The 19,595-nt window shown below is 40.2% G+C and carries 21 protein-coding genes and 1 other annotated feature; all 21 genes read left to right on the forward strand.

Going from position 1 to position 19,595, the window contains the following annotated elements:
• The first annotated feature begins 8 nt into the window (after window positions 1-8).
• The 21 genes from coaE to NSS60_RS03470 all read left to right on the forward strand — a co-directional run bounded on the left by coaE (window position 9) and on the right by NSS60_RS03470 (window position 19,577).
• Window positions 9-614, forward strand: coding sequence for a dephospho-CoA kinase (gene coaE / locus NSS60_RS03370; protein ID WP_064213944.1), 606 nt, complete (start codon window positions 9-11; stop codon window positions 612-614).
• Window positions 615-721: 107 nt separating this feature from the next.
• Window positions 722-1,750 (forward strand): glyceraldehyde-3-phosphate dehydrogenase, encoded by a 1,029-nt coding sequence (locus NSS60_RS03375; RefSeq protein ID WP_004889084.1) that lies wholly within the window; start codon window positions 722-724, stop codon window positions 1,748-1,750.
• A gap of 241 nt (window positions 1,751-1,991) precedes the next feature.
• Window positions 1,992-2,366, forward strand: a complete 375-nt coding sequence (speD, locus tag NSS60_RS03380; RefSeq protein WP_004889085.1) for an adenosylmethionine decarboxylase — start codon at window positions 1,992-1,994, stop codon at window positions 2,364-2,366.
• 75 nt (window positions 2,367-2,441) lie between these two features.
• A complete protein-coding gene (locus NSS60_RS03385; protein WP_004889086.1) occupies window positions 2,442-2,834 on the forward strand; it encodes a hypothetical protein in 393 nt (130 codons plus the stop codon).
• Window positions 2,835-2,896: 62 nt separating this feature from the next.
• Entirely contained in the window at window positions 2,897-3,367 is a 471-nt protein-coding gene (gene nrdR / locus NSS60_RS03390) for a transcriptional regulator NrdR (protein WP_004889087.1), read from the forward strand.
• Between the two features lie 33 nt (window positions 3,368-3,400).
• Window positions 3,401-4,798: a replication initiation and membrane attachment family protein gene (locus NSS60_RS03395; protein ID WP_004889088.1), complete on the forward strand. Its 1,398-nt coding sequence runs from the start codon at window positions 3,401-3,403 to the stop codon at window positions 4,796-4,798.
• A gap of 10 nt (window positions 4,799-4,808) precedes the next feature.
• Window positions 4,809-5,741 carry a primosomal protein DnaI gene (dnaI, locus tag NSS60_RS03400; RefSeq protein WP_004889089.1) on the forward strand — a complete coding sequence of 311 codons (933 nt, stop codon included), beginning with the start codon at window positions 4,809-4,811 and terminating at the stop codon, window positions 5,739-5,741.
• Between the two features lie 62 nt (window positions 5,742-5,803).
• A complete protein-coding gene (gene ytxC / locus NSS60_RS03405; RefSeq protein WP_004889090.1) occupies window positions 5,804-6,658 on the forward strand; it encodes a putative sporulation protein YtxC in 855 nt (284 codons plus the stop codon).
• 295 nt (window positions 6,659-6,953) lie between these two features.
• Window positions 6,954-8,885 carry a threonine--tRNA ligase gene (gene thrS, locus NSS60_RS03410; RefSeq protein WP_004889091.1) on the forward strand — a complete coding sequence of 644 codons (1,932 nt, stop codon included), beginning with the start codon at window positions 6,954-6,956 and terminating at the stop codon, window positions 8,883-8,885.
• Between the two features lie 114 nt (window positions 8,886-8,999).
• Window positions 9,000-9,123: a sequence feature (ribosomal protein L20 leader region), on the forward strand.
• Between the two features lie 25 nt (window positions 9,124-9,148).
• The gene (infC, locus tag NSS60_RS03415) at window positions 9,149-9,691 is read left to right on the forward strand and encodes a translation initiation factor IF-3 (RefSeq protein WP_004889092.1); all 543 of its coding nucleotides are present in this window, start codon (window positions 9,149-9,151) and stop codon (window positions 9,689-9,691) included.
• A gap of 19 nt (window positions 9,692-9,710) precedes the next feature.
• On the forward strand, window positions 9,711-9,911 hold the full coding sequence (gene rpmI, locus NSS60_RS03420) for a 50S ribosomal protein L35 (protein WP_003397838.1): 201 nt from the start codon (window positions 9,711-9,713) through the stop codon (window positions 9,909-9,911).
• An 18-nt stretch (window positions 9,912-9,929) separates the two neighbouring features.
• The gene (gene rplT / locus NSS60_RS03425) at window positions 9,930-10,289 is read left to right on the forward strand and encodes a 50S ribosomal protein L20 (RefSeq protein ID WP_003397837.1); all 360 of its coding nucleotides are present in this window, start codon (window positions 9,930-9,932) and stop codon (window positions 10,287-10,289) included.
• Window positions 10,290-10,350: 61 nt separating this feature from the next.
• Complete coding sequence (locus NSS60_RS03430) at window positions 10,351-10,839, forward strand: dUTP diphosphatase (RefSeq protein WP_004889093.1); 489 nt, start codon at window positions 10,351-10,353, stop codon at window positions 10,837-10,839.
• 55 nt (window positions 10,840-10,894) lie between these two features.
• Complete coding sequence (locus NSS60_RS03435) at window positions 10,895-11,980, forward strand: M42 family metallopeptidase (protein WP_004889094.1); 1,086 nt, start codon at window positions 10,895-10,897, stop codon at window positions 11,978-11,980.
• 227 nt (window positions 11,981-12,207) lie between these two features.
• Window positions 12,208-13,389, forward strand: a complete 1,182-nt coding sequence (locus tag NSS60_RS03440; protein WP_004889095.1) for a galactokinase — start codon at window positions 12,208-12,210, stop codon at window positions 13,387-13,389.
• Window positions 13,386-14,372 carry a UDP-glucose 4-epimerase GalE gene (gene galE, locus NSS60_RS03445; protein WP_004889096.1) on the forward strand — a complete coding sequence of 329 codons (987 nt, stop codon included), beginning with the start codon at window positions 13,386-13,388 and terminating at the stop codon, window positions 14,370-14,372. Before NSS60_RS03440 ends, galE begins: the two co-directional genes overlap by 4 nt.
• A 3-nt stretch (window positions 14,373-14,375) precedes the next feature.
• Window positions 14,376-15,887: a UDP-glucose--hexose-1-phosphate uridylyltransferase gene (gene galT, locus NSS60_RS03450; protein WP_004889097.1), complete on the forward strand. Its 1,512-nt coding sequence runs from the start codon at window positions 14,376-14,378 to the stop codon at window positions 15,885-15,887.
• A 15-nt stretch (window positions 15,888-15,902) separates the two neighbouring features.
• On the forward strand, window positions 15,903-16,076 hold the full coding sequence (locus NSS60_RS03455; RefSeq protein ID WP_004889098.1) for a hypothetical protein: 174 nt from the start codon (window positions 15,903-15,905) through the stop codon (window positions 16,074-16,076).
• Window positions 16,077-16,336: 260 nt separating this feature from the next.
• Window positions 16,337-17,626 carry an ABC transporter substrate-binding protein gene (locus NSS60_RS03460; protein WP_004889099.1) on the forward strand — a complete coding sequence of 430 codons (1,290 nt, stop codon included), beginning with the start codon at window positions 16,337-16,339 and terminating at the stop codon, window positions 17,624-17,626.
• A gap of 216 nt (window positions 17,627-17,842) precedes the next feature.
• A complete protein-coding gene (locus tag NSS60_RS03465; RefSeq protein WP_004889100.1) occupies window positions 17,843-18,760 on the forward strand; it encodes a carbohydrate ABC transporter permease in 918 nt (305 codons plus the stop codon).
• Window positions 18,753-19,577: a carbohydrate ABC transporter permease gene (locus NSS60_RS03470; RefSeq protein WP_004889101.1), complete on the forward strand. Its 825-nt coding sequence runs from the start codon at window positions 18,753-18,755 to the stop codon at window positions 19,575-19,577. The genes NSS60_RS03465 and NSS60_RS03470 overlap by 8 nt, the downstream gene beginning before the upstream one ends.
• The last annotated feature ends 18 nt before the right edge of the window (window positions 19,578-19,595 follow it).

Consider the following 19,595-nt stretch of genomic DNA (forward strand, 5'->3'; position numbering starts at 1 on the left):
GGGTGAAGGTGGTGTTAACGATCGGATTAACAGGGGGCATCGCAAGTGGAAAAAGTACGGTCGCGGCGATGTTCCGTGACTTACATATCCCTGTCATTGATGCAGATGAAATCGCTCACCGTGTCACAGCCATCGACGGTGAAGCGTATCAATCAATTGTTGAAACGTTTGGAAGCGACATTTTAGACTCAAATGGTGCGATTGATCGACGTAAGCTTGGTGCGATCGTATTTCATGATGAACAAAAGCGAAAACAGTTAAATGCCATCGTTCATCCGCTCGTACGTAAACATATGCTACAACAAAAAGAGCAATATGCAAGAAGAGGGGAAAAATCTGTTGTTCTCGATATCCCGCTTTTATTTGAAAGTAAATTAGAACATCTCGTTGATCGTATTCTTGTCGTATATGTAGACGAACAAACGCAGCTACGGCGTCTTTGTGAGCGTAACGGTTTTTCCGTTGAAGAAGCACGGGCGCGCATGAAAGCACAAATGCCACTTGGAGAAAAAAGAAAGAAAGCCGATGCAGTTATTGATAATAACGGAACGATTGAAGAAACGAAACGACAATTGCATGCATGTTTAATGCGTTGGGGTATCCTTGAAAAATAGGACGCCCTTTTTTTATTTTTTTATAGCATAAACACCTTAAAAATGTTATACTATTTTTGTGAATAACAGATAAATAGTATAACATATATATTGAAAGGGGCTATATAATGAAAGCGAGAGTAGCGATTAACGGGTTCGGACGCATTGGACGTATGGTGTTCCGAAAAGCTATTATGGACAATGATGTTGACATTGTAGCCATTAATGCGAGCTATCCGCCTGAAACGTTAGCTCATTTAATAAAATATGATTCGAACCATGGTAAATTTGATGGGGATGTCGTTCCTGTTGAAGATGGTTTAATTGTAAATGGAAAAAAAGTACAACTATTAAATTCACGTGATCCACGACTATTACCGTGGGGAGGGCTTCAAATCGATATCGTTATCGAAGCAACGGGAAAGTTTAACGCAAAAGAAAAGGCGATGATGCACGTCGAAGCGGGAGCAAAGCGCGTCATTTTAACTGCACCAGGAAAAGATGAAGATGTGACGATTGTAATGGGAGTCAATGAACATATGCTTTCTCCAGAGCACGTCATCATTTCAAACGCTTCATGCACAACAAACTGTTTAGCACCTGTTGTGAAAGTGCTTGATGAAGCGTTTGGTATCGAAAATGGACTTATGACAACTGTTCATGCCTACACAAACGATCAAAAAAACATCGATAATCCACATAAAGATTTACGTCGAGCACGTTCGTGTGCACAATCGATCATCCCGACAACAACAGGTGCGGCTAAAGCCTTAGCACTTGTATTGCCACATTTAAAAGGAAAAATGCACGGCATGGCGTTGCGCGTTCCGACGCCAAACGTTTCACTTGTTGACGTCGTTGTCGATGTGAAAAAAGATGTGACAGTCGATGAAGTGAATGAAGCATTTATGCAAGCAGCTCGCGGGGAGTTAAAAGGCATTTTAGACGTGACGATGGAACCGCTTGTATCCATTGATTTTAATACAAATCCACATTCTGCGATTGTTGATGGGTTATCGACAATGGTGATCGAAAATCGGAAAGTAAAAGTGTTAGCATGGTATGATAACGAATGGGGCTATTCATGTCGGGTTGTTGATTTAACAAAACTAGTTGCGGAACAATTGTTAAAAAATGAAGCGGTTGCGAATGTATAACGCTGGGGTTCCCAGCGTTATTTTTCTGCCCGTTTGATAAAAAAATAAAAAACGATATTGAAAAAAATATATAAACGAAGTATACTATGTTTCGTGAACTTCTTGAACGCGTGGTAATGTGACTACTTAAAGGGTTAGGACCTCTTTGGACTAACTTTCCCCCGTGGTAGTTATACATTCCAGAAAGCAAAAGAAATTCATCGTTTATTTTTTTCAAAATTTATAAAAGGGGGATACGATCATGGATACAATGGGTCGTCACGTTATCTCAGAACTTTGGGGATGCGATTTTGATAAGTTAAATGACATGGAGTTTATTGAGAAAACATTTGTTGATGCAGCGTTAAAGTCTGGTGCTGAAATTCGTGAAGTTGCGTTTCATAAATTTGCACCACAAGGCGTTAGCGGTGTTGTAATCATTTCTGAATCACATTTAACTATCCATAGTTTTCCTGAGCATGGCTATGCTAGCATTGATGTGTACACATGTGGTGATTTAGATCCAACGGTTGCGGCGGATTACATCGCTGAAGCATTAGGTGCGCAAACGCGTGAAACAATTGAATTGCCTCGTGGTATGGGTCCAATTGAAATTAAACAAGCAAAAGCTTTATAATAAAGTGTAAGAGAAAAAGAGGTGTAGATTCTGCACCTCTTTTTTATCATTCATTGAAAAGTGAGGAGACGAACAGTGAAATGGAAGCATATACTAACAAATCATAATGAAACATCTGAACGTCATTCGGATGAACAGCTAAAAAGCCGTTATTACAAAACGACACAATCCACTGCATTACAAGTAGTGAAAGAAATGTTTGAACAGATGGATGGGTGTCGTATTGTAGCGATATCAGAAGAACGAGGAGAAATGAGCGTATCGCTAACGAAAGGAAAAAAAGCGTTTATCGTCGTGACGGTTATTTCTGTTCGACCGTTTGAAACAGCAATTGACTTTTCAGTGACAACGGAAACAACATGGCTTCCTGTTGATTTCGGATTTAGTCGCCAGCTCATCATCCGCTTGTATGACGAATTAGCGAAACGATTAACATACATCGGGTCGGGAATATATGGAGAGAAGTAGTTGTACATCGTCCTTTTTTTGTCTACTATAAAAGTAAAATTACTGCTAGGGAGCTGATATATATGAAATGCCCGTCGTGTCACCACAACGGAACGCGTGTGCTCGACTCGCGTCCTGTTGATGAAGGGCGTTCTATTCGTCGCCGTCGTGAATGTGAACGTTGTCATTTTCGCTTTACAACGTTTGAGAAAGTGGAAGAATCGCCGCTTATTGTTGTCAAAAAAGAAGGAACACGAGAAGAATTTAGCCGTGAAAAAATTTTGCGTGGTCTTATTAAAGCGTGCGAAAAGCGTCCGGTTGCCCTTGAACAATTAGAAGAAGTAACGCGGCAAATTGAGCGGGAATTACGCAATAGCGGCATGAATGAGGTGAAAAGCGAAACGATCGGTGAAATGGTGATGGAACGATTGTCCAAAATTGACGAAGTCGCTTATGTTCGTTTTGCTTCTGTATACCGCCAGTTTAAAGATTTAAACGTCTTTATCGAGGAATTAAAAGAACTAATAAAAAAAGAACAAGGAGAAAGGGCATAATATGCTCTTTTTCATATGAAGAAGGTCGATAATATGGAATATAGTTGGAAAGAATTAATTGCGGTCGACCGATATATTGTCCACGCCAATGGTGTTTTAAGTGAACTAGATCGGAAAGTATTGACACTGTTATATCAACCGTTAATTGGTGCGCAAGCGTATAGTTTATATATGACGTTATGGAGCGAACTTGAGCAAACACGCTTATGGAGTGAAGAGACGACACACCATAGTTTAATGGCAATTATGCAATGCAGTTTGCCAACGATATACGCTGAACGTTTAAAACTTGAGGGAATCGGGTTGTTAAATACGTATATGAAGCGAACGAATGCAGATGATGAACGCGTATTTATTTACGAGCTTCGCCTTCCCCTTACACCAGAACAATTTTTCACTGATGGTGTGTTAAATGTATTTTTATATGATCGTGTAGGAAAAACGAAATTTCAAAAGTTGAAAAAGTTTTTTTCTGATCGTGCTATCGATCGCACTTCTTTTGTACCTGTGACGCGCTCATTTCACGATGTATTTTCATCGATCCAGCCTGAAAAAATGATTCATAAGTTAGGCGACGAAGCGAAGCAAGAAGTAACGCTCCAAGACGGGCATCAGTATATAGGAAAAGAACAAGCGATGTATACGATGCAAGATGATATATTTGATTTTGACGCATTTTATGCAGGACTGTCTCATCATCTCGTCCCACGTCGTGCGATTACTGCAAAAGTGAAAGATGCGATCAAAAAGCTAGCTTTTTTATATGGCATTGGCCCGCTTGACATGCAAAAAATTGTGATGAGCGTCATCGATCCCGCAGAACAAATTGATATCGAATCATTAAGAAAAGCGGCGCAAGAATGGTATCAATTTGAACGTGGTGAGGCGCTTCCGCGGCTATATGATCGCGTGCAACCGTTAGCGGAGCGGACGATGGCGCATGTCGAGCCAAAAAACGAAGAAGAATATTTAATGAAACAGCTCGAAACCGTTTCACCGAGACAGTTGCTTATGGACTTTTCTGGTGGAGCTGAACCGGCGTTAGCGGATTTGCAGCTAATTGAAGAAATGATGTTTAAGCAAAAACTGCCACCAGGCGTCATGAATGTACTTATTTATTACGTTATGTTGCGTACAGATATGAAGCTTCCGAAAAAATATGTTGAAAAAATTGCAAGTTCATGGGCTCGGAAAAAAGTGCGGACAGTGAAGCAAGCGATGGAATTAGCGAAAAAAGAAGCGCGTGAATATGAAACATTTATGAAAGAAAAAGAACAAAAAGGCTCTAAAAAGCCGATTCGTACCGAATTGTTGCCAGATTGGCTCCAAACAGATTACTCACAATTTGAGCGGAAACAAGCGAAAACGGAAGAAGAATTAGAACAAAAAAGGCGCGAGTTGGAAGAACGGTTGAAAAAGCCGAAAAGTTAGGGGATAAACGATGAAACCAATTCGGGAAACAATCCATCATTTGTTGAATCGCCATGATTTTAAAGAACGATATGAGGCGATGAAACGCGATATTTTAAACGATCCACACGTTCAATCGTTTTTACGTGGTCATGATGTGACAGATGCGATGTTAAATCGCCATCTTGGCAAATTGTATGAGTTTGTACAACAAAGTAAACATTGTGAGCGTTGTTCAAGTTTAGAACAGTGTCCTAATTTGCTGAAAGGTTATACACCACATTTAATTTGGCAAGGGAAAAACATTGATGTGCAATACGAGCGCTGTGCTCGCAAAGTGCAAGAAGATGAACGAAAAAAACAACAGTCGCTCATTCGTAGTTTGTTTATCCCGCGTGATATGTTACAAGCATCATTTGATAAGTTAGAAACGGACGATCTTGGACGTATTGAAGCGATCGAACTTGCGAATACATTTGCATCGACGTATGAAGTAGGTAAACGAATAAAAGGGTTATATTTATATGGGTCATTTGGAGTAGGAAAAACATACTTGTTAGCAGCGATGGCGAATGAATTAGCTCAAAGACATATTGCTTCATTTCTTGTGTACGTGCCGGAATTTGTTCGTTCATTAAAATCATCTCTTCAAACGGATGCGTTTCAAGATACGATTGAATATGCAAAACAAGTCCCTGTGCTTATGCTCGATGATTTAGGGGCAGAACTTATGTCAAGTTGGTGGCGCGATGAGGTGCTCGGGCCGATTTTACAATATCGCATGCTTGAGCATTTACCAACATGTTTTACATCCAATTTTGACTTAAAACGTCTTACTCATCATCTCGCCCATTCGCAGCGCGGTGAAGAAGAACAAGTGAAAGCGGCGCGAATGATTGAGCGAATTGTCTATTTAGCTACTCCGATCGAAATGAAAGGAAAAAATCGACGAATCGAAATGTGATAAACGTTCGGTGTTCCCCATATATATAAAACAAGCATGTTTTTGGAAAAGGGGGGGCACCGTTGATTTATATCGTATTTCAAGATGGACAAGATGCGCAACGACTATTTGCTGAATTAAGTAAAGCACCACAACCGTATGGGAAATTGCTTTACGATGACAAGACGATTACTATTTTCTTTCATGAACAAGATGTTGCGCACATGCGCGCATTGTTTATTCCGATTTTTACTTCATGTATCATTCGAGCGTTTGAAGCACGTTGGATTTTATCAATTATTTCACGCACGTTTTTTTATGAAAATGAAGAAGAACAACAACAAATTTTACAGCTTACTTACTCGTTTATTGACGGGGAAAGGTACGACTATCGTCTCGGAAAAAAAATGAGTACGCCGCGCGAACAACTTATTGCTAAATCTCTACATGAATGTTTACATGAAGGCGTATTTTCATTTGAGTCGCTTATGACTTTTCGTTTAAAGCCATATTATGATCGGCTTATGCATTATGTTGAATTAGCGATTGATGAATACAAACTAGAACAAGAATATCAAGCGTTCGTGCAATTGCTGCGCGAAATTGTTTCATCACGACAGCCACAAATGAACGTCCTTCATTTAGTATATGAAAATGATACGTTTCAATTTTTCGACGATTGCTTTTTTCACTTATCTTCTCAACAATTAAAGCAGTTTATTGATCGTCGTCTCATGGTGAGTCAGCCGATGTACATTGATACATCTGTATTAGCACCACTCGTGTCGATAGCACCGGAAAAAATATATATGTATACAGATGTCACAGATGTAGGGATGATTCAAACGATTCAAAACGTATTCCAAGAGCGAATTGAGCTACGACCACCTCTTGATTTTCCAAAAAAATATGCTTATAATGACATACATAATGAATAAGGTCAAAAGTGATGATGAGGACACGGGTGTATTTTTACGGTTCACAGAGAGGGAAGGCATAGGCTGAAACCTTCCTAACACGAAAAATGCACTTACCACCTCTAAACTTCAGCAGTGAACAATGGGACGATTACCCGTTTAGTAATTGCTGACGGTTTGCGCCGTTATCGAAATGAAGCCGTTTATACATTCGTTTTGCGTTTGTATAGACGGGAAGAAGGGTGGAACCACGAAACCAACTCGTCCCTCGTTTTTGGGACGGGTTTTTTTATTTTTAAAAAAGGAGTGAATAGCTTTGGCGGATGTAGTAAAAATTACATTTCCAGATGGAGCAGTAAAGGAGTTTCCGAAAGGAGTGACAACGGAAGACATTGCGGCTTCCATTAGCCCAGGACTGAAGAAAAAAGCGATTGCAGGAAAGCTAAATGAGCGCATGATCGATTTACGCACACCGATTGAAGAAGATGGTGCCATTTCAATTATTACACAAGATATGCCAGAGGCGCTTGATATTTTGCGTCATAGCACAGCGCACTTAATGGCGCAAGCGGTGAAACGACTATATAAAAATGTAAAACTTGGCGTTGGCCCTGTCATCGAAAACGGCTTTTACTACGATATTGATGTCGATGTCCCAATTACAGCGGAAGACTTACCGAAAATTGAACAAGAAATGAAAAAAATCGTAAAAGAAAACTTAGACATCGTTCGAAAAGAAGTAAGTCGTGAAGAAGCGATTCGTCGCTATGAAGAAATTGGCGATCCGTTAAAAATTGAACTCATTCATGACATTCCAGAAGGAGAAGTTGTCTCCATTTACGAGCAAGGGGAATTTTTCGATCTTTGTCGCGGTGTGCACGTGCCGTCAACAGGAAAAATTAAAGAGTTTAAACTGTTAAGCGTGGCAGGTGCGTATTGGCGTGGCGACAGTAAAAACAAAATGTTGCAACGCATTTACGGCACAGCCTTTTTCAAAAAAGAAGACTTAGACGAATATTTACGTCTTTTACAAGAAGCAAAAGAGCGCGATCATCGCAAGCTAGGAAAAGAACTTGATTTATTTATGACATCACAAAAAGTTGGACAAGGATTGCCACTTTGGCTTCCAAAAGGTGCGACGATTCGCCGAACAATTGAACGTTACATCGTCGATAAAGAGCTATCCCTCGGTTATCAGCACGTATATACACCGGTGCTTGGTAGCGTGGAATTATATAAAACGTCTGGCCATTGGGATCATTATAAGGATGGCATGTTCCCACCGATGGAGATGGATAATGAGCAGCTCGTATTACGCCCAATGAACTGTCCACATCATATGATGGTATATAAACATAAAATTCATAGCTATCGCGAACTGCCAATTCGCATCGCAGAACTCGGCACGATGCATCGTTACGAAATGTCTGGTGCGCTTACAGGCTTGCAACGTGTGCGCGGCATGACATTGAATGATGCACATATTTTCGTGCGCCCAGATCAAATTAAAGATGAGTTTAAGCGTGTCGTTAATTTAATTTTAGACGTATATAAAGACTTTGGTTTAACAGACTATTCATTCCGTCTATCGTATCGCGATCCGCAAGATAAAGAAAAATATTATGACGACGATGCGATGTGGGAAAAAGCACAAAGCATGTTAAAAGAGGCGATGGACGAGCTTGGGCTTGACTATTACGAAGCGGAAGGTGAAGCGGCGTTTTACGGTCCAAAGTTAGATGTTCAAGTGCGTACGGCGCTAGGAAAAGACGAGACGTTATCGACTGTTCAGCTTGACTTCTTGTTGCCGGAACGTTTTGATTTAACATATATCGGTGAAGATGGAAAACCGCATCGCCCAGTCGTTATTCATCGTGGTGTTGTATCGACGATGGAACGCTTCGTTGCCTTTCTAATTGAAGAGTACAAAGGAGCGTTCCCAACATGGCTAGCACCAGTGCAAGTACAAGTCATTCCGGTCGCTCCATCCGTTCATATGGATTATGCGTATGAAGTGAAACATGCGTTACAATCAGCAGGCTTGCGTGTCGAAGTCGATGAGCGTGAAGAAAAAATCGGCTATAAAATTCGTGAAGCACAAATGCAAAAAATTCCGTACATGCTTGTTGTAGGTGATAATGAAGTAAACGAACGAGCAGTGAACGTACGAAAATACGGTGAACAAAAAAGTGAAACGATGCCGCTTGATGCGTTTGTTGATTTCATCACAAAAGAAGTACGAAAATAGTTGCATTTTCTCTTCATGTTTGTTATAGTTTTACTTGTTGTGATGAATTGACATCAGTTGACAATGCGTTTTCGTTTATGGTATATATGTTAAAGTAAAAGTAAATACTTGTTTGGAAACAAGCAGAAGCACCCGCTTCTCACCTGATCGACGCCGTAGGGCTGTTAACAGGTTCATGACAAAACAAATGTTGTGAGTGAGACGTGTGGGTGTATTGTACCCACACGTTTTTTGTTGTGTGCGTTCTGCTTTAACAAACAAGTTTGAAAAAACCGTGGAGGTGGCTAGTTATTAGCAAAGATTTTATTATTAATGAGAACATTCGGGCACGTGAAGTTCGTTTAGTCGATCCAAATGGAGAGCAACTTGGGATCAAAACGAAACAAGAAGCGTTAGAAATTGCAGCGCGTTTAAATTTAGACTTAGTGATGGTTGCACCAAATGCGAAACCGCCAGTATGCCGCATTATGGATTATGGCAAGTTCCGCTTCGAGCAACAAAAGAAGGAAAAAGAAGCGCGTAAAAAGCAAAAAGTGATTAACGTAAAAGAAGTTCGTTTAAGCCCAACGATCGAAGAACATGACTTCAACACGAAATTGCGCAACGCGCGGAAGTTCCTTGAAAAAGGAGATAAAGTGAAAGCGACGATTCGCTTTAAAGGACGTGCGATTACGCATAAAGAAATTGGTCAGCGCGTGCTTGATCGATTTGCTGAAGCATGTGCGGATATTGGTACGGTTGAGACGGCTCCAAAAATGGATGGCCGCAGTATGTTTTTAGTGCTAGCACCGAAAAACGACAAATAACAAAAGGGAGGAACACCTTATGCCAAAAATGAAAACTCACAAAGGCTCAGCGAAGCGTTTCAAAAAGACAGGAACTGGTCAATTAAAACGTTCACACGCATTCACTAGCCACTTATTCGCTAACAAAACACAAAAACAAAAGCGTAAACTTCGTAAAGCAACGCTTGTATCAAAAGGCGATTTCAAACGTATTCGTCAATTGTTAGATAACGTAAAATAATTTTAGGAGGGAAATGTTATGCCACGTGTAAAAGGCGGTACAGTCACACGCAGACGTCGTAAAAAAATTCTTAAACTAGCAAAAGGATATTTCGGTTCGAAACATCGTTTATATAAAGTTGCAAACCAACAAGTGATGAAATCGTTAATGTACGCGTATCGCGATCGTCGTCAACGTAAACGCGACTTCCGTAAACTTTGGATTACGCGCATTAACGCAGCAGCGCGCATGAACGGTCTTTCTTACAGCCGTTTAATGCACGGATTAAAACTTGCAGGTATCGAAGTAAACCGCAAAATGCTTGCTGATTTAGCAGTAAACGATGCAGCGGCATTCACACAACTTGCAAACATCGCAAAAGAAAATTTAAACAAGTAATAAAGGAAATGACCATTCTCCCTTGAGGGGATGGTCATTTTTTATAAGAGGGGGAGAAAAAATGGATATAAGAAAATTATTCGATATGCAGCGGCAATTGGACGAACGAATTGAGACGGAGCGCGGATTGCGTGGTGAACGTTTAGTCGAGCGCAAGTTGTTAGCTCTTCTTGTTGAAATCGGGGAACTTGCGAATGAAACACGTTGCTTCAAGTTTTGGAGCTCAAAACCGAAAGCAGCAGATGAAACGATTTTAGAAGAATATGTCGACGGTCTTCACTTTATTTTATCGCTCGGGCTCGACCTTTCTTTACATGAGGGTGTACAATGGCCAAACGTACAAGAAAGCCGACCGCTTGTTGATCAATTTTTACGCGTATTTGAGGCGGTTCACGCGTTTCGTGGACAGCTAAATGAAGAAGCATACAATCAACTAGTGTATGCGTACGCTCAGCTTGCTCATGCTCTCTCTTTTACTGCCCAGCAAATTGAACGTGCGTACATCGCGAAAAACGAAGTAAATCATGAACGACAAAATCACAATTATTAACAACTATCGAGATGTTTAGTATAATGAATGTTGTACATAGAGAGGAGTGACAGATGTGAAAAAGCTCGATGAAACGTTAACGATGTTGAAGGCGTTAACGGATGCAAAAGGCGTTCCAGGAAATGAACGGGAAGTACGTGAAGTGATGAGATCGTATATCGCTCCGTATGCGGATGAAGTGACGACGGACCGCCTCGGAAGTTTAATTGCGAAAAAAGTAGGAAAAGAAAACGGACCAAAAGTGATGATTGCGGGTCATTTAGATGAAGTTGGTTTTATGGTGACGCAAATTGATGAAAAAGGCTTTATTCGTTTCCAACCGCTTGGCGGCTGGTGGAGCCAAGTCATGCTCGCTCAACGTGTGACGATCGTGACGCAAAAAGGCGACATCACAGGTGTCATCGGTTCAAAACCGCCACACATTTTACCTGTAGAAGCAAGAAGAAAGCCTGTTGAAATAAAAGATATGTTTATTGACATCGGAGCTTCGAGCCGTGACGAAGCGATCGAGTGGGGAGTGCGCCCTGGCGATGCGATTGTACCATATTTTGAATTTACGGTCATGAACAATGAAAAAATGTTGCTTGCGAAAGCATGGGATAACCGCATCGGTTGCGCAGTTGCTATTGATGTGTTGAAACAATTAAAAGATGTGGAGCATCCAAACGTCGTGTATGGCGTCGGAACCGTGCAAGAAGAAGTAGGCTTGCGCGGTGCGCGAACATCTGCTTTTGCGATCGAACCAGATATTGCGTTTGCGGTTGATGTTGGCATTGCTGGTGATACACCAGGTGTATCAGAAAAAGATGCGATGGGAAAACTCGGAGGTGGACCGCATATCGTTTTATACGATGCAACGCTCGTTTCTCATAAAGGATTGCGTGAATTTGTCATTAGTGTCGCAGAAGAAATGAACATTCCATACCGTTTTGACGCGATGCCAGGCGGCGGAACAGACGCTGGTGCGATCCATATGACGATGCGCGGCGTTCCAGCGCTCACCATTTCCATCCCAACGCGCTACATTCACTCTCACGCTGCCCTTCTTCACCGCGATGACTACGAACAAACAGTAAAACTACTAGTCGAAGTCATTAAGCGTCTCGATGAAGGAAAAGTGAAAGAAATTACGTTTGATTAAGAGAAGAGAAGTCGACTCGAATAGGGTCGACTTTTTACTTTTTTTCAAAAAATTTTTATTGACCTAAGTTAAATAATTTACTAAAATTTTATTAACAGAAGTAAGCGCTTACTAAAATAAAACTTAGTTCTAGGGGGAGATAACAATGAATAAGAAAAGGTTATTTAATTTCTGATTATTTAGGTAACTAGTATTAAAATAAATTTAAGCAAAAGTGGTGATCTAGAATGATTGAACATTTAAAAAATGAATATATAAAAGCATTTCAAGGGGGATATGGAAGATCATCTGTCTTCTTCGCCCCCGGCCGTGTTAATTTAATTGGGGAACATACAGATTATAACGGAGGATACGTTCTCCCGTGTTCGCTGCATATGGGGACGTATGCGGTCGCTCGGTTGAATGATGATGGGATGATTCGGCTCTATTCAAAAAACTTTCATGAAGATGGAATTGTCTCTGTGACAAAAGATGAACTTGCATATGACGAACGTCATGGATGGGCGAATTATCCAAAGGGAATCATTCGAGCACTTATGCCGAGAGATGCACAAAATGGGATTGACGTCTTATACTATGGCAATATTCCGAATGGGGCAGGCTTGTCTTCGTCCGCGTCGATTGAGCTCGTTACGGCTGTCATGTTGAACTATTTGTTTGAATTAAATATCGAGATGTTGGAATTAGTGAAGATTAGCCAACAAGTAGAAAACGAATATATCGGTGTTAATTGTGGCATTATGGATCAATTTGCGGTTGGAATGGGAAAAGCAGGTCATGCGCTACTGCTCGATTGCCAAACGCTTCAATACGAATATTTGCCCCTGTCTTTGGAAGATTGCTCGATCGTCATTGCCAATACGAATAAAAAGAGGGGATTAGCTGATTCAGCATATAACGAGCGACGTGCGACATGCGAGCAGGCGTTGACGAAATTACAACAATATGTACGCATCAACTCGCTTGGAGATATGACGATGGAACAGTTTAATCAATATGCACATGTATTGTCTCCGATCGAACAAAAAAGGGTGCGACATGTCGTTTCAGAGAATGAGCGGACAAAGCAAGCGGCTTTCGCTTTACAACAAGGTGATTTATATACGTTTGGACAATTGATGCGTCAATCACATGAATCATTGCGTGATGATTATGAAGTGACGGGAAAAGAGTTAGATACGCTTGTTGAAGCGGCATGGAAACATGAAGGTACAATAGGAGCACGTATGACGGGGGCAGGCTTTGGTGGTTGTACTGTAAATATTGTAAAGGACGATCATATTCCATCGTTTATTGAGCAAGTCGGTCAAATGTATGAAATGGAGATTGGTTATGCCCCAAGTTTTTATGTAGCTAAAATTGGCGATGGGGCAAAACAGCTTACAAAAGAAGGAGAGAGCATACGATGATTCTCGTTTGCGGTGGGGCTGGATACATTGGAAGTCATGCAGTGTATCGTTTAATCGAAAAAGGAGAAAGAGTTGCTGTCGTGGATAATTTACAAACAGGACATCGAAAAGCTGTTCATCCAGAGGCGATATTTTATGAAGGTGATATTCGGCATCGCGACTTTTTGAGTAGCGTATTTAAAAAGCATGAGATCGATACGGTTATTCATTTTGCAGCCAACTCCCTTGTTGGTGAAAGTGTGAAACAGCCGTTAGCTTATTACAACAACAACGTTTATGGAACAGAAGTGTTGCTTGATGTGATGAATGAATATGGCGTCAAACAAATTGTTTTCTCCTCAACGGCTGCGGTGTATGGGGAACCAAAACAAATTCCGATTCAAGAAACAGATGAAACAAACCCTGAAAGTCCGTATGGAGAAACAAAACTAGCGATGGAAAAAATGATGAAATGGGTGAACGTTGCACACGGTATTCGTTACATTTCTTTACGATATTTTAATGTTGCTGGAGCGTATGGAACGATGCTTGGTGAAGATCATCGTCCGGAGACCCATTTAATTCCACTTATTTTGCAAGTGCCGCTACGGAAACGAGAAGAGATCCATATTTTTGGAGATGATTACGACACGCCTGATGGCACGTGCATTCGTGACTACATTCATGTGCTAGATTTAGTCGATGCTCATCTATTAGCGGTAGAAAAACTAAGAAACGGTGGGGAAAGCAACATATACAATTTAGGAAATGGCAACGGTTTTTCTGTAAAAGAAGTCATTGAGGCTGCACGACGCGTGACGGGACATCCGATTCCTGAAAAAGTTGTGCCGAGACGACCTGGAGATCCTGCGCGTTTAGTTGCTTCATCGGAAAAAGCAAAACGTGAACTTGGCTGGAAACCGTTATACACAACGATTGAAGAAATTGTTGCTTCAGCATGGGAGTGGCATCAAGCGAATCCGAACGGATATGAAGAGGTGTAAGCGATGGTAAACATTTATGAAGAAATTGAAGCGCTTATTCAATATGCGCTACATCATCGTTTAATTGAACGAGAAGATGTCATTTATACACGCAATCGAATATTAGCGTTGTTGAAATTAGACGAATGGCAACAAGTTGACGTGATGCCTTCCTCGGATCGCCCACTTGTTTCCATCTTACAACGGATGATCCATTGGGCTGAAGAACATGGACGGCTTGTTGGAAAGACAGTTACTGATCGCGATTTATTTGATACAGAGATTATGAATTGTTTTGTAGCGCGTCCATCAACGATCATTCAAACGTTTTACGAGAAATATAAACGCAATAAGCAAGAAGCAACAACTTGGTTTTATGAGCTTAGTCAAGCATCCAATTACATTCGCGTAGACCGAGTGATGAAAAATAGACGATGGAAAGCGCGTACGAAATATGGGGATATGGATATCACGATTAACTTATCCAAACCCGAGAAAGATCCACGGGACATTGCGCGCATGAAGGATGTAAAAGAACAACGTTATCCTACTTGCTTATTATGTATTGAAAATGAAGGGTATGCAGGAACGATTCGTCATCCTGCACGAGCGAATCATCGCATCATCCCACTTCATTTATGCGGTGAACGTTGGTTTTTCCAATATTCCCCTTACGTTTATTATGATGAACATTGCATCGTATTACGCGATAAACATGTGCCGATGAAAATGGAAAGAAAAACGTTTGAGCGGTTGCTTGATTTTGTCGATCAATTTCCACATTATTTTATCGGCTCTAATGCTGATTTACCAATTGTAGGAGGATCTATTTTATCGCACGATCATTTTCAAGGTGGAAAATATACGTTTGCGATTGAAAAAGCTCCATCTGATTTTTCGTTTACATTGCCAGCTTATCCTCACGTACAAATGAGCATTGTTCGTTGGCCGATGTCAGTTATACGTATACGTGGAGCAAAGAATGATGTATTACAAGTGAGTGATTTGATTTATAAAGAATGGAAAAAATATAGCGATCCTCAAGTGGATATATATGCACAAACAAACGATGTGCCGCACAATACAGTCACGCCAATTGCTCGTCGACGTGGGGAGTTGTACGAGATGGACATTGTGTTAAGAAACAATCGCACATCAGCGCAACATCCATACGGTATTTTTCATCCACATGAGGAGCTCCATCATATTAAAAAAGAAAATATTGGATTAATTGAAGTCATGGGATTAGCGGTATTGCCTAGTCGATTAGCGGATGAATTAGAGAGTGTAGCGATATATATGACAAACAAAACACCGAAAGAACAATGGGAGCCGGCATTATTGAAACATTGGGAATGGGTGCAAGACATAATGGAAAGACACTATGTTTTTGATGATGTACATGAATTATTAAAAGAAGAAGTAGGAAAACGATTTGAACAAGTACTCGAACATGCGGGAGTGTTTAAGCGGACGGAAGAAGGAAAGCGAGCGTTTCATCGCTTTATTCAACACCTTCAGGAACGAAATGAATAAAGATGGGGAAAAAAGATGTATATCGGTGTAGACTATTATCCAGAACACTGGCCAAAAGAAATGATTGAAGAAGATATTCGAAGAATGGGTGTGAAAACGGTCAGAAGATGGGGGCAAATGGCTATTTGGAACTGTTTGTACCGTCAACATGCGATATTGATGGAAAATGTTTTCGAGGAGGTGAATTGAGGATTCAAGGGGTTGATGTAGCAGTGTTAAGAGAGCATGATGAAGCCGTGAAGGTTTAGAGAAGTCTCGTTCCGACAGTTGGCAACATAATATGCGTAAGATGATAATGTCTATAAACATTGGATCTTACGCACTTAGTGAAAAGGCTCATTTCATTAAGACAACAACTGAAAAATGTATGTTTTTCGGCTGTATATTCTTAATTAGACTCCTTTTTCACCAAAAGTTCATAAGAATTAAAAAAACAGGAGGGATTTTCTTTGAAAAAGATTTTGACACTATTTTTAGTAAGTATTCTTCTATTAACTGCTTGTTCTTCAAAAACGAAAAACGGTGGAGCTGCAGATAGCACAAAAAGTACGAATGAAATAACAGTGTGGACGTGGGATCCAAACTTTAACGTAAAAGCAATGAAAATTGCAGAAGAGTTTTATAAGAAAGAGAATCCTAATTTTAAATTGAAAATTATTGAAAATGCTCAAAAGGATGTCGTTCAAAAGCTTAATACAAGTTTAAGTTCTGGCACAACAAAAGGCTTGCCAAATATCGTATTAATTGAAGACTATAGTGCACAGAGCTTCCTTAAAGCGTATCCTGATGCATTCTATGACCTATCAAAATATTTCAAAGCGGAAGATTTTGCTGAATATAAACTTGCTTCTACTAGCTTAAATGGTAAACATTATGGGCTTCCGTTTGATACAGGGGTTGCTGGGTTATATGTGAGAACAGATTATTTGCAAAAAGCGGGATATACTGTTGATGATTTACAAGGATTGGACTGGAACAAATATATTGAAATTGGGAAAAAGGTAAAACAAGCAACGGGTAAATATATGCTTGCACTCGATCCTAAAGATCTGGGGATTATTCGTGAGATGATTCAAAGTAGTGGTTCATGGTATGTGAAAGAAGACGGAGTAACCCTGAATTTGGCAGACAATGAGCCGCTGAAGGAAGCATTTAAAACTTACAAAGAAATTGTAAACGCAGGGATATCGAAACCTGTTTCTGACTGGGGTCAATTTATTTCCTCTTTTAATAGTGGAGCAGTTGCATCGATCCCGACAGGAAACTGGATTACAGCTTCTGTTAAAGCCGAAGCTTCTCAGGCTGGTAAGTGGGCTGTTGTGCCTTTTCCGAAACAATCGGGCATTCCTAACTCTGTTAATGCTACGAACCTAGGTGGAAGTTCTTGGTATGTACTTAACATTCCTGGAAAAGAAAAGGCGGCAGAATTTCTAGCTAAAACGTTTGGATCAAATGTTGAGTTTTATGAAGCGCTAAACAAAGAAATTGGTGCAATTGGCACATACAAACCAGCTGCTAATAGTGAGGCCTATAAGGCTGCAGATGAGTTTTTTGGAGGTCAAAAAGTAACAGCTGATTTCTCCAAATGGATGACAGAAATTCCTCAAGTAAACTATGGTGCACATACGTATGTGATTGAAGATATTTTAGCAGTTGCGTTGCAAGATTACTTAAAAGGCAAAGATCTTGATAAAGTGTTGGAAGATGCACAAAAACAGGCAGAACAACAAGTTAAATAAATATACAGAACATCTATCAATTGTTTTATGAATTAAGCCTCGGGATTCCGCCGTCCTGTCTGGTTTTTATACTAGCACCATTCCGTAGGAGGCGGAGTGGTTCGGGGCTTTTCAGTGAAGAGGTGCGCCTTGAGTTGTTATTTTCATGCGCGGAAGGAGAGTAAAAGTTTGTTCATGGATTTTTTGTTATCAATAGTGATAGGGAGTTGAGATAAGATGAATATAGATTTGACGATTAAAACAGGTCGAAATATTAATCGGAAACACCGTATTAAGAGCACAATAGTTGGATGGTCTTTTGTGATATTGGCTACTATTATGATTTGCGTATTTTATTTCTATCCAATGGTTCAGGCATTGATTCTTTCGTTACAATCAGGTTCGGGTGCGAATCTAACTTTTGTTGGACTGAAAAATTATGCTCGTCTATTTAACGATCCTACCTTTTTAACAACTGTAAAAAATACAGTGATATACCTTATTATTCAAGTTCCGATTATGATTATTGTCGCTTTATTCTTAGCCGTACTATTGAATAATCCGAAATTAAAGCTGAGAGGATTGTTCCGAACAGCAATCTTTTTACCATGTGTCACTTCCCTAGTTGCGTATTCTGTCATATTTAAATATTTGTTTAGCGAAGATGGATTGATCAACGTTATGTTGACGAAATTTTCCCTTATATCTGAGCCAATCAACTGGCTAGGTGATCCTTTTTGGGCTAAAGTGACCATTATTATTGCTCTTACGTGGAGATGGGCAGGATATAATATGATTTTTTACTTATCTGCTCTACAAAATATTGATCAATCCATTTATGAAGCCGCTAAAATTGATGGTGCTTCGCCAGTTCAGCAGTTTTTTAAAATTACGATTCCATTGTTAAAGCCTGTGATTTTGTTTACGTCAATCACTTCAACAATCGGTACGCTCCAGCTGTTCGATGAAGTAGTGAACATTACGCAAGGGGGACCGGGAAATGCAACGATGACGATTTCTCAATATATCTACAATCTTTCATTTAAATATACTCCTGATTTCGGTTATGCGGCAACAGTTTCGTATGCGATTGTGATTATGATTGTATTCTTTTCTATTATTCAGTTTAAAGTGGCAGGTGATAAAAATGAGTAATCTTAAAAACGTATTCAACTATACTGTTTTAACCATTGCATCTATTGTTTCTGTGTTTCCATTTTTGTGGATGGTTGTTAGTGCAACGAATAAATCAGTAGAAGTGACGAAAGGGCGGTTATTGCCAGGTAGTCACTTTATGGAAAACTTCCGCAACCTGCTTGATAGCACTAATCTGGTCAATGCATTAATGAATTCGGCAAAAATCGCGATTGTAACAACTTTACTTGCATTGTTGGTCTCCTCTTTGGCTGGTTACGGATTTGAAATTTTTAAAAGCAAAACAAAAGATTTTGTATTTAATTTCTTGTTGCTTTCAATGATGATACCTTTTGCTGCTTTAATGGTCCCGTTGTTTAGAATGTTTGGGACAATATCACAAATATTTCCAAGCATCGGTATTGATACAATGACGGCCGTTATTTTGCCGACAGTCACAACGGCATTTCTGATTTTTTTCTTCCGCCAAAACACGAAAATGTTCCCGAAGGAAATTATTGAAGCGGGCCGAATTGATGGATTGTCTGAATGGGGGATCTTCTTCAGGCTGTATGTCCCTACCATGAAAACAACCTATGCAGCCGCGGCCATTATTACATTTATGTCGAGCTGGAACGGCTATTTATGGCCACTTGTCATATTACAGTCCCCGGAGAACCAGACGGTGCCATTGCTTATATCAAATCTCGGATCGAGTCATTATCCGGATTTTGGAATGATCATGACCGCTGTTGTGATCGCTACCTTGCCGACGGCGCTAATCTTCTTTTTCATGCAAAAGCACTTCGTTGCTGGGATGCTCGGTTCAGTAAAATGATGAGTAAGGAGTGTGGAA

This window comes from Anoxybacillus sp. FSL W8-0382, assembly GCF_038003845.1.
Classification (GTDB): Bacteria; Bacillota; Bacilli; order Bacillales; family Anoxybacillaceae; genus Anoxybacillus; species Anoxybacillus flavithermus_G.

What these genes read in the sequence shown, in the direction of transcription:
- NSS60_RS03375 (WP_004889084.1), top strand. Translation starts at nt 722, where the DNA reads ATGAAAGCGAGAGTAGCGATTAACGGGTTCGGACGCATTGGACGTATG.
- speD (WP_004889085.1), top strand. Translation starts at nt 1,992, where the DNA reads ATGGATACAATGGGTCGTCACGTTATCTCAGAACTTTGGGGATGCGAT.
- nrdR (WP_004889087.1), top strand. Translation starts at nt 2,897, where the DNA reads ATGAAATGCCCGTCGTGTCACCACAACGGAACGCGTGTGCTCGACTCG.
- NSS60_RS03395 (WP_004889088.1), top strand. Translation starts at nt 3,401, where the DNA reads ATGGAATATAGTTGGAAAGAATTAATTGCGGTCGACCGATATATTGTC.
- dnaI (WP_004889089.1), top strand. Translation starts at nt 4,809, where the DNA reads ATGAAACCAATTCGGGAAACAATCCATCATTTGTTGAATCGCCATGAT.
- rpmI (WP_003397838.1), top strand. Translation starts at nt 9,711, where the DNA reads ATGCCAAAAATGAAAACTCACAAAGGCTCAGCGAAGCGTTTCAAAAAG.
- rplT (WP_003397837.1), top strand. Translation starts at nt 9,930, where the DNA reads ATGCCACGTGTAAAAGGCGGTACAGTCACACGCAGACGTCGTAAAAAA.
- NSS60_RS03430 (WP_004889093.1), top strand. Translation starts at nt 10,351, where the DNA reads ATGGATATAAGAAAATTATTCGATATGCAGCGGCAATTGGACGAACGA.
- NSS60_RS03440 (WP_004889095.1), top strand. Translation starts at nt 12,208, where the DNA reads ATGATTGAACATTTAAAAAATGAATATATAAAAGCATTTCAAGGGGGA.
- galE (WP_004889096.1), top strand. Translation starts at nt 13,386, where the DNA reads ATGATTCTCGTTTGCGGTGGGGCTGGATACATTGGAAGTCATGCAGTG.
- galT (WP_004889097.1), top strand. Translation starts at nt 14,376, where the DNA reads ATGGTAAACATTTATGAAGAAATTGAAGCGCTTATTCAATATGCGCTA.
- NSS60_RS03455 (WP_004889098.1), top strand. Translation starts at nt 15,903, where the DNA reads ATGTATATCGGTGTAGACTATTATCCAGAACACTGGCCAAAAGAAATG.
- NSS60_RS03465 (WP_004889100.1), top strand. Translation starts at nt 17,843, where the DNA reads ATGAATATAGATTTGACGATTAAAACAGGTCGAAATATTAATCGGAAA.
- NSS60_RS03470 (WP_004889101.1), top strand. Translation starts at nt 18,753, where the DNA reads ATGAGTAATCTTAAAAACGTATTCAACTATACTGTTTTAACCATTGCA.